Below are 10,964 nucleotides of genomic sequence, written 5' to 3'. Positions count from 1 at the left end.
ATTTAAGGATATTTTGCATTATAAACTAAATTTTGCCAATATTTTTTTAAAATATTTAAAATCTACAAGGAACAATATAAAAAAACCAATTCTGTCTTAAATTCTTTAAAAATCTCCATAATTTAATTTATCTAAATATATTAATAATACCAAAAATAGCACTCATCTGCGACAGGATTAAATACTTATTTTCAAAAATAGAGGAAGTTTTAATGATTTTATTAAAAAATTAAAGATTATAGCGAGATTACTTCATATTTTTGTAGAATTACCAATGTTTAAAGAGATAAAATAATATGGCATATGTTAATAAATTATTTAAAATAAAAGAATATATATTTAATTTATTAAGTGGAATTTTTAATTAAAAATATTTTTTTATGTTTTCCTTATTTTTTATTAAAATATATATAATAGAGGTGAAATTTTGATATTATTGGATAAAAACACAAAAGCAATAGTTCAAGGAATTACTGGAAAGCAGGGAAGTTTTCATACAAAAAACATGCTCGAATGTGGAACAAATATAGTTGCAGGAGTAACTCCTGGAAAAGGTGGAAAAGAAATCTATGGAATCCCAGTATATGATACAGTTGCGGAAACTGTTGAGAAACACGGTGCAAATGCCTCAGTGATATTCGTTCCTGCACCATTTGCAAAGGATGCCGCTTATGAAGCAATTGATGCAGGTATTGAGCTTGTTGTAATTATTACGGAGCATATTCCAGTCCATGATACAATAGATATACTTAACTATGCAAAACATAAAGGTGTTAAAATAATTGGACCAAACTCCCCTGGAATTGCATCCCCAAAGGTTGGAAAATTAGGTATTATTCCTATGAAAGTTTTAAAAGAGGGAAGAATAGGAATGGTTTCAAGAAGTGGAACCTTAACCTATGAAATTGCAAATGAATTAATAAGCAATGGGTTTGGGCAGTCATCATGTATAGGAATAGGGGGAGACCCTACGATTGGTCTTGGATATATTGAAATACTTGAAATGTTTGAAAATGATGAAGATACAGATGCTATTGTGATGATTGGAGAAATAGGAGGAAGTAATGAAGAAATAGCCGCAGCATATATTAAAAAAATGAAAAAACCAGTGGTGGCATATATCGCAGGTCAATCTGCACCAGAAGGAAAAAGAATGGGTCATGCTGGGGCGATTGTTGAGAGGGGTGTGGGAACAGCAGAAAGTAAAATGAATACATTAAAAGATGCCGGAGCTCATGTTGTAAAGAGAATTTCAGATATACCCTCAGTGTTAAAAGAATTATTATAATTATTATAATTAAGATTTTTAATTTTTTAAATAAAATTAGATTACTTAAATTTATAAACTTTTTAAAAAAGAAAAAATTATAATTTTAATTATATTTTTAAGTATGCTTTTGTTTCCCAGTCTGTTACTGAGGTTCTGAAACTGTCCCATTCAGCTATTTTTAATTCTAAGAAGTTTTCCAATATATGTTTTCCAAGAGCCTCTTTTAATATTGTATCATTTTCCAATTCTTCAAGTGCCTCTTTTAAATTAGCTGGAACTGATTCAATACCGAGCTCTTTCTTCTCAGCTTCACTCATTGCAAATATGTTTCTTTCAACTGGTTCTGGTGCATCTAATTTCTTCTTAATACCATCTAATCCAGCAGCAAGCATTACTGTGAATGCTAAGTATGGGTTGCATGATGGGTCAGGAGCTCTGAACTCGATTCTCGTTCCTTTGCCTCTTGCAGCAGGAACTCTAATGATAGCACTTCTGTTTGCGTTTGCCCATGCAATATTTACAGGAGCTTCGTACCCTGGAACAAGCCTTTTATATGAATTTACCGTTGGATTTGTAACTGCTACAATTGCCTTAGCGTGTTTTAATATACCTGCAACATAGTTCATACAGGTTTCACTTAACTGGTATGGTGCATTTTCATCGTAGAATGAAGCTTCCCCATTTAACCAAATACTCTGGTGACAGTGCATACCACTACCGTTCATACCAAAAAATGGTTTTGGCATGAATGTTGCCATTAACCCGTATCTTTTAGCAATCATTTTAATTGTTGTTTTAAATGTAACTACACTGTCAGCTGTTTTTAGAGCGTTATCAAATTTGAAATCTACCTCATGCTGACCTGGTGCAACTTCGTGGTGAGAAGCTTCAACATGGAATCCCAAGTTTTCCAGAGCAAATACTATGTCTCTTCTGATGTCTGGTGCATCATCCAATGGTTCTAAGTCAAAGTATGCTCCGTTATCAGCTGGAACCATTTTGTGTGGATTGTGTGGGTCGGGTTTTATCAAGAAAAACTCTGGTTCTGGACCTACGAAGTATTCTCCATTCATTTCTTCTTTAAGTTTGCCCATGATTTTCTTTAAGCACCCCCTTGGGTCTCCTTCGAATGGTTTTCCATCTGTTTTATATACATCGCAAATAACTCTTGCTACTGATTTTTCAGCTGGTCTCCATGGAAGAACAGATAATGTTGATAAGTCAGGTTTTAATATCATGTCTGAACAATCGATGGAAACAAATCCTTCAATTGATGAACCATCAAAGTATAATCCATCAGTTAAAACATCTCTTAATTCATCAAGTCCTTTTTCTCCTGATTTTACTGGGTATGCTACATTTTTTGGAACGCCCAATAAATCTACAAATTGGAATCTTAAAAATTTAACATCATTAGCTCTTATATATTCCAGTGCCTGTTCAACAGTGGTCATTATTACACCTCGTTTATAGATTATCGGAAATAAATTTCCGATTTTAAATATATATAATTTACGGTTTATTTTACCTTTATAAATAATATACTATTAATAGGAATATTTAATTAATAATATAAAAAACTATAAAATAAATATAAATATGTTTAATATTTTATTTTGGTGATTTATTATGATTATAGTGAAAAAAACCGATAAAATAAAAGGAAATATTTATGCCCCTCCTTCAAAATCATACACCCATAGAGCAGTAATATGTGCATCTCTATCGGATGGAATTTCAGAGATAAAAAATCCGTTAAACAGTGCCGACTGTCTTTCATCAGTTCATGGTGCAAGAATGCTTGGGTCATACATAACCACAGAAGATGAAAATAAATGGATTGTGGAGGGGAACAATAACAGCCCAAAAACTCCCGATAATATAATCGATATAGGGAACAGCGGAACAACTCTAAGGATTTTAACGGGAATTTCATCCCAAATACCAAAGGGATATACCATATTAACAGGAGATGAATCTATAAGAAAAAGACCTATGCAACCGCTACTTGATGCCTTAAAACAACTCGGTATTGAAGCTTTTTCATCAAAAATGGATGGAACTGCTCCAATTATTGTTAAAAGTGGTGAGATAAAAAATAATATTGTTAGGATAAGGGGGGATATGAGCTCTCAATTCATTACCTCGTTGATGATGACTCTACCATTTGCCAAAGAGGATTCAAAGATAATTTTGACTACTACTTTAAAATCTGCACCATATTTGGACATAACAATCGATGTTCTTAGTAAGTTTGGAATAACAGTTAAACCTTTGGAAGAAGAAAATGAAAAAGGGTTCTTTATTGAAGGGAGTCAAAAATACAAACCTTGCAACTACACTGTGGAAGGGGACTATTCATCAGCATCCTATCTTGTAGCCGCAGGAGTTCTTTTAAATTCAGAATTGACAATAAACAATTTATTTAAGGACTCAAAGCAAGGAGATAAAGAGATAATAAACATAGTTAAAGAAATGGGGGCAGATATTGAAGTCAAAAACGACAAAGTTATAATAAAGGGACCTCATAAGCTAAAAGGCATAGATGTGGATGTAAAAAATATACCAGATTTAGTTCCTACCATTGCAGTTTTGGGATGCTTTGCAGAAGGTAAAACCACAATATACAATGGAGAGCATGTTAGATTAAAGGAATGCGACAGATTAAGTGCCTGTGCAAAAGAATTAACAAAAATGGGGGCAAAGATAACTGAAAAACCTGATGGTCTTGTAATTGAAGATGTTGGAAAATTAAAAGGTGCAGAGCTGGAAACATATCACGACCATAGGCTTGTAATGGCTTTCACAATTGCTGGAATGATGGCAGAAGGCAAAACAATAATAAAAGAAGAAGGTGCCGTTAAAATATCATTCCCTAACTTTGTAGATGTTATGAAGTCCATTGGAGCAAATATTACACTGTGTTAAATACATACATTTATTTTAGTTCGTTTTAATTTTTATTTTATATTTCCTTTTAAATTCATTATCTTTAAAATTAAATTAAAATTAAAGTAGGGATAAAATGAATAAAATAAAAGATTTTTTAAGTTATTTAAGTGAAAACAACATAAAAAAAGCCATAGTTCTAAAAAAGGAAAATATAAATTATTTTTTAGAAAAATATCCTCCAACCTTTTCGGTTTTAGTTTTTGATGTAGAGGAGGATAGGGCAGTTTTGAGAGTTCCAAAACTGGAATATAGGGGAGCTCTAACATACAAAAACAAATACCTTGATATCCAGTTATTCGAAAAAATTGAGGATGTATTTAAGGGATGCGATGGTGTTGAGGATTCCCTTCCTTTGAAATATTTAAAATATCTTGATAAGAATTATAAACTAATATCGGATAAAATAAGAGAAATGAGGGCTATAAAAAATGATAGAGAAATCGAACTAATCCAAAAAGCTGCTAAAATAAGCGATAAAGCAATCGAATATGCAACAGAGTTTATATTAAATTCAGATAAACCAATTACTGAAGGTGAGCTCGCCGCAGAAATCGAGTATATCATGAAAAAGGAAGGTAGTATAAAACCATCCTTTGACACCATAGCAATTTCAGATAAAAAAACGGCATTACCTCATGGAATGCCTTCCAATGATATTATTAAAAATATACTTCTAATGGATATTGGGGCTACTTATGAAGGTTATTGTTCAGATATTACAAGAACTGTTATTTTAAATCCAGATAAGAAATATAAAAATATATACAACATTGTTCATAATGCAAAAAATGAAGCAGAAGAATATCTTAAAGAGGGAGTTTCAGTAAAGGAACTCGACTCAATAGCAAGAAAATCCATGGGCAAATACGAAAAATATTTCATTCACTCATTAGGTCATGGTGTTGGTGTAGAGGTTCATGAAAAACCATCGGTTTCTTCAAAGGTTAAAGAGGATATTATTTTAAAAGAAGGTATGGTCATTACAATAGAGCCTGGTATTTATTTAGATGATTTTGGAATAAGAATTGAAGATTTATATGTTGTTAAAAAGAATGGATTTAAAAAATTGAGTAATGCAAAAATATTAGACGAAATCACTTCGTCGTCGTGATTTCGTTGCTCGCTTACTATCGTAAGCGATTAGAATATTAAGAAAATTAGGTATTACTATTATTTTCAATTATTACTTCTATTTTGCTGTTTTTTTTATTTAGTTTTTATTTATTTATTTTTTTAATTCTTATTTTATTATTTATTTTCTATTCCCAATTTAATCATTTCATCAAATAAAAATCTTGCATCATGAGGTCCAGGTCCGGCTTCTGGGTGGTATTGGACGCACAATATGTTTTTGTCCTTTATTCTTAAACCTTCAACTGTGTTGTCGTTTAAGTTAATATGGAATACCTCCGCACCTTTTGGCATAGATTCGCTTTTTGTGGCAAATCCGTGGTTTTGGGAGGTAATATATACTTTATTTTCTTCCAAATTCTTCACCGGCTGGTTTCCACCTCTGTGTCCAAACTTCATTTTGTAGGTTTCACCGCCAAGGGCAAGAGTGATGATTTGATGACCTAAACATATTCCCGTAATTGGCACTTTTCCTATTAAGGATTTTACAGTAGCTATTGTTTCCTTAACAGAGCTCGGGTCTCCTGGACCATTTGATACCATTACAAAGTCAGGGTTATATTTCAATATTTCGTCTGCTGGTGTGTCGTATGGCACCTGAATTACTGTGCAGTTTCTCTCCACTAAACAATCTATTATGCTTGTTTTAACACCGCAGTCTATTAAAACACATTTTGCCACTTCATCTTCTGCTTCGTGGATTACAGTTTCTTTTGTTGATACTTCTGGCACCAAATCAATTTCGGATAAATCTTTATGTGCTCTTGCCTTCTCAATATATTTTTCAATTTCTGAATCATCAATTGGTTCTGATGATGTTTTTAGGAGAGCTCTTACAACACCTTTTGACCTTATTCTTCTTGTGATGAATCTTGTATCTATGTTGTATATTCCTGGAACATCGTATTTTTTTAAGAATTCATCCAGTTCGTTTCCAGTTAGGTCTTTTATAACAAACCCTTCCGCTTTTATGCCATTCGACTCAAACCATGATTCTTTTACACCATAGTTTCCTTCCAATGGGTATGTCATTGTAATAATCTGCCCCTTATATGATGGGTCTGTGAGTATTTCAACATAACCAGTCATACTTGTGTTAAATACCAGTTCTCCTAAAACTTCCTTTTCAGCACCAAATCCTTTTCCTTTTAAAACTGTTCCATCTTCTAAAACTAAAATTCCATACAATTTCTCACCAATTATATTTTAATATATATCACTTATACTTATATTTTCATAATTTATAATTATAAATTGTATGATGATTATATCATAATTTTATATCATATCACAATTATAGTATAACATATTTAATATTAATCTTTTATTTTATTTAGAGTTAATAATTTAAATAATTTAAACATTATACGAGATTTAATATAAAAGAAAATGATGAATATATAAAAAGAATTTTTACATAGATATATTTAATATGTAATAACATATATTGATAAAAGATAATGACTAAAAATTAGAAAGAGAGTGATTTTATGCCAAAAATACTCATAACTGATGCTATTCACGACGATGCAATTGAAATATTAAAAAACGTTGGCGATGTAGAAATAGCTACGGGTTTAACGCCAGAGGAGTTAAAAGAAAAAATAAAGGATGCAGACGCTATTGTTATAAGGAGTGGTACAAAACTTACAAAAGATATAATTGACGCAGCTGAAAAATTGAAAGTTATCGCAAGGGCAGGTGTCGGAGTAGATAATGTTGATTTACAGGCAGCAACAGAAAAAGGAATTATAGTAGTTAATTCACCAGATGCCTCATCGGTATCAGTGGCAGAATTAACAATAGGATTCATGCTCTCAGCTGCAAGAAATATTCCCCAAGCAACTGCCTCATTAAAGAGAGGCGAATGGGATAGAAAATCATTTAAGGGTGTAGAGCTCTATGGTAAAACCCTTGGTATTGTTGGATTGGGAAGAATAGGACAGCAAGTGGCAAAAAGGGCAAAGGCTTTTGGAATGAATATTGTAGGTTATGATCCATATATCCCAGTAGAGGTTGCGAAAAATATGGGTATTAAATTAATAGATGTGAATGAGTTGTGTAAAGTAAGTGATTTCATTACACTACATGTCCCATTAACTCCAAAAACTAAACATATCATTGGTAAAGAACAAATTTCACTAATGAAAAAGAATGCCATAATTGTAAATTGTGCAAGAGGTGGCTTAATTGACGAGGAAGCCCTTTATGAATCTCTAAAAGACAAAAAAATAAAAGGTGCAGCACTTGATGTATTTGAACAGGAGCCACCAAAAGACAACCCATTGTTGGAGCTGGATAATGTTATAGGGACTCCACATCAGGGGGCTTCAACAGTGGAAGCTCAGAAAAGTGCTGGAACAATCGTAGCAGAACAAGTTGTAAAGATATTGAAAGGAGAACCTGCTGAAAATGTTGTAAATCTTCCTATGATACCTATGGAAAAGATGAGTAAATTAAAACCATACATGATACTTGCAGAGAAAATAGGTAATATGATAATACAATTACTTGACAAATCGATAGAAAAAGTAGAATTAACATACATGGGTGAGCTCGCAAAAGAAGATACAGAGATGGTAAAAAGGTCATTTTTAATGGGAATCCTATCGCCAATATTACTTGCAGGAGTTAATTTAATAAATGCACCTACAATAGCAAAGAACAGAAATATAAAGATTGTAGAGGGAACTATATCAGAGAGCGATTACGGAAATGCCATAAAAATTATAGCAAAAGGAAAAACAGAAGAGGTTTCAATAGTGGGGTCATTAACAGATGGAAAACCTGTTCTTAGAGAAATAAATGGATATAAAGTAGATATTAAACCAAAAGGCATTATCTGCGTAATTAATCATATAGATAGACCTGGTATGATTGGTAAGGTCGGTCTATTACTAGGAGACTGTGGAGTAAATATTGCAGGGATGCAGGTTGGAAGAAAAGAACCTGGAGGAGAAAGTATAATGGTGCTTAATGTGGACCATATGATTCCAGATGAAGTTATAGAAAAACTAAAAAAACTTGAAAATATTAAGGATGCTAAGGTTATTGATTTATAATTACCGATTAACAGCGAATAAGATTCTTATTAGAATAATTATTTTTTATTTTTATTTTTTCAATTTAAAACTAAAATGGTGGTAAATATCAACGAAGTTATAGCTGGACTTGTGATAGCATTTTTATATGGTGTTGGCACATTTTTTGCAAAAATAGTGTCTGAAAAAGACCCATTTTTGCAGTGGATAATTGTTAATATCGTTGGTATTATATTATGCATAATCATAATTGCAAAGGAACCTCAAAAACTATATCAACTACATGGTAAAATACTTTTGTATGGTGTAATTTCTGCTGTAATGGTGGTAGTTGGTAGCCTGCTTTTATATTATGCACTGCATAAGGGAAGGGCAAGTATAGTTGTGCCACTGTCGTCAATAGGTCCAGCAATTACTACAATATTGGCAGTGATTTTTCTAAAAGAGCAATTATCTCCTTTTCAAATATTTGGAATAATATTAATAATTGTTGGAATTGTGTTAATTTCGTTAAACAGTTAAAAAATATGTAAAAACAAAAAAGTATTAAAAATATTTAAGTAAAATAAAAAAATAAAATAATATATTTAATTTTATAGTATATAATTAGTTATATAATTTATGTAATTTTATAATTTCAATAACTTTTTAGCACCCTGAGCTCCAATTTGTAATTTTAACGCGGCTAATATTTCGTTTACATCTTCCATATCCTCAGCATCCTCCATTGCCTTTTGAAATATCTCTTTTTTACCAGGCTCTACAAGATTTATTAAATACTCTACTGTGGATACTAATTCTATATACCTTCCCTCTTTTTGAGTCTGAGCTCGAACTTCTTCAATGGTCTTTTTTACATTTTCAGATACCACTGTATCACCATACTTTATGATTTTAGTATTATATAATTTATTAATATATATAATTTTGTTTTAATTCATATAATTGATTGTAAGTATCATTACAGCGATTTAGCAATCTCTTCCACCTTTTTATAGACTTCATTATTTTCATTTATATCAAACAAAGGTTTACCTACTAAATCGTATTTTGATATTTCTTCATTGTAAGGAAGTTTTCCTATCAAATTCAACCCCAATTCCTTGGCGTTTTTCTCAACTATATCTTTGGTTTCATCATTTACTTTATTTGCAACAACATATATATCTTTAAATTTTATTTCAAGGTCATTAGCCAATTTTTTTATTCTTTTGGCAGTTCCCAATCCTCGCTTTGAAGCATCAGTTACCACTATCATGGTATCTACATTTTGAGTGGTCCTTCTGCTCAAATGCTCCAAGCCTGCTTCCGTATCTATAATCACATAGTCATAGGATTTTGCAAGATTGTCTACAATCTGCCTTAACCAGTTATTCACACTACAATAACAACCACTTCCTTCGGGTCTCCCCATAACAAGTAAGTCAAAGTTCTCTGTTTCCACTATAATTTCATATATTTTTCCCTGTAAATAATCCTGTTTTGATATGCCAGCAGGTAGTTTGTTATTTGCTACAAGCTGTTTTAACTTTTCTCTTATATCCCCGATAGTTTTTTCTACTTTAACTCCAAGGGTTTCTGGGAGATTCGAATCTGGATCAGCATCAACAACAAGCATATTATGCGTCTTTTTTGACAGTGCCTTTACAAGTAGTGTGGAAAACATAGTCTTTCCAGTTCCACCTTTTCCACTTATTGCTATTATTTTAGTCAAATTATCACCGATTACCTACATATGTACCTATAAAAAAAGTTTAAGATATATTAAGAATAATTAATTTAAAAAATAAATAAATTTTTTACATCTAATTTATTTAATATTATATAAAATAAATGTATTTATAGTATAAAGATGGATAATAGCCATATGGGTGGTAAGCATTCAAATATATTAATAGATATTAACCAATAATATTCACCATACTATTGATATATTTATATCATGAAAAGGCATATTTATTACAATATATAATTAATGTTGGTGAGGGGCACTATGCATGAGAGGATGTTGCAGGAGAAAGAACTTTCAGAATTGTTCAGGGAATATTGTGAATTGGATTGGAAAAAGAGAGCTGAGGCTGCTAAAATAGTGGGTCATATCAATGATATCAATGAAATTAAGAAAATACAGGATTACATCATAAAATTAGCTCAAGATAAGAACTTAATTACCAGAGTTAATTTAATGAACTCAATAAAGAAACTCATTTTAGACCACCATATTATTAATGAAGATATCTTTGTTTTACTCTATTTTTGGGCCAATTCCAACAATACCTCAACATCAGAATTTGCCAAACAAATTATAAACTCCTTAAATGTAAATGTGATTGTGGAATACATCCTCTCATTATCCATAAAACTTTATTCCTCCAACCCTTATGAAGTAGCCTATGCCATGACATCCTTGGGGTTGATATCAACAATTAGTCCAGAACACTTAACAAATACCCTCCCTGAGATTGTATTGATATCCAATAAACATAAATACAAGATACTTCAAGTGCTTGCCATTGAAATACTTGAAGAGTTTAAAACATTGGATAAAGATTATTTGGTGAATTCGTTTT

General features: G+C 31.5%; 9 protein-coding genes and 1 pseudogene. 6 read left to right on the top strand and 4 right to left on the bottom strand.

Annotation, left to right across the window (positions count from 1 at the left end):
* Positions 1-427 precede the first annotated feature (427 nt).
* Positions 428-1,288: a succinate--CoA ligase subunit alpha gene (gene sucD / locus F7B34_RS05415; protein ID WP_292460818.1), complete on the top strand. Its 861-nt coding sequence runs from the start codon at positions 428-430 to the stop codon at positions 1,286-1,288.
* 89 nt (positions 1,289-1,377) lie between these two features.
* On the opposite strand, the gene glnA is transcribed toward sucD, so the two are convergent.
* Complete coding sequence (gene glnA, locus F7B34_RS05410; protein WP_292460817.1) at positions 1,378-2,724, bottom strand: type I glutamate--ammonia ligase; 1,347 nt, start codon at positions 2,722-2,724, stop codon at positions 1,378-1,380.
* Positions 2,725-2,899: 175 nt separating this feature from the next.
* Here glnA and aroA point away from each other — a divergent pair, with 175 nt between their 5' ends.
* A complete protein-coding gene (aroA, locus tag F7B34_RS05405; protein WP_292460816.1) occupies positions 2,900-4,198 on the top strand; it encodes a 3-phosphoshikimate 1-carboxyvinyltransferase in 1,299 nt (432 codons plus the stop codon).
* Positions 4,199-4,295: 97 nt separating this feature from the next.
* Positions 4,296-5,333: a Xaa-Pro peptidase family protein gene (locus F7B34_RS05400; RefSeq protein WP_292460815.1), complete on the top strand. Its 1,038-nt coding sequence runs from the start codon at positions 4,296-4,298 to the stop codon at positions 5,331-5,333.
* A 137-nt stretch (positions 5,334-5,470) separates the two neighbouring features.
* On the opposite strand, the gene carA is transcribed toward F7B34_RS05400, so the two are convergent.
* Complete coding sequence (gene carA / locus F7B34_RS05395; RefSeq protein ID WP_292460814.1) at positions 5,471-6,541, bottom strand: glutamine-hydrolyzing carbamoyl-phosphate synthase small subunit; 1,071 nt, start codon at positions 6,539-6,541, stop codon at positions 5,471-5,473.
* A gap of 302 nt (positions 6,542-6,843) precedes the next feature.
* Between carA and serA the strand changes: the two genes are divergently transcribed.
* Both serA and F7B34_RS05385 read left to right on the top strand, forming a co-directional pair.
* Entirely contained in the window at positions 6,844-8,415 is a 1,572-nt protein-coding gene (serA, locus tag F7B34_RS05390; RefSeq protein WP_292460813.1) for a phosphoglycerate dehydrogenase, read from the top strand.
* Positions 8,416-8,490: 75 nt separating this feature from the next.
* Positions 8,491-8,916: an EamA family transporter gene (locus F7B34_RS05385; protein WP_292460812.1), complete on the top strand. Its 426-nt coding sequence runs from the start codon at positions 8,491-8,493 to the stop codon at positions 8,914-8,916.
* A gap of 107 nt (positions 8,917-9,023) precedes the next feature.
* Here F7B34_RS05385 and F7B34_RS05380 read toward each other — a convergent pair whose 3' ends face one another.
* The gene (locus tag F7B34_RS05380; protein ID WP_292460811.1) at positions 9,024-9,266 is read right to left on the bottom strand and encodes a hypothetical protein; all 243 of its coding nucleotides are present in this window, start codon (positions 9,264-9,266) and stop codon (positions 9,024-9,026) included.
* An 89-nt stretch (positions 9,267-9,355) separates the two neighbouring features.
* On the bottom strand, positions 9,356-10,108 hold the full coding sequence (locus F7B34_RS05375) for a carbon monoxide dehydrogenase accessory protein CooC (RefSeq protein WP_292460810.1): 753 nt from the start codon (positions 10,106-10,108) through the stop codon (positions 9,356-9,358).
* A 279-nt stretch (positions 10,109-10,387) separates the two neighbouring features.
* On the opposite strand from F7B34_RS05375, the pseudogene F7B34_RS05370 reads away from it, so the two are divergent.
* Positions 10,388-10,964, top strand: a pseudogene (locus F7B34_RS05370) (hypothetical protein); the annotation flags it as partial.

It is taken from the genome of Methanothermococcus sp. (genome assembly GCF_015523155.1).
Classification (GTDB): Archaea; AGJL01; Methanococci; order Methanococcales; family Methanococcaceae; genus Methanofervidicoccus.
This window is presented reverse-complemented; position numbering and strand designations above follow the sequence as displayed.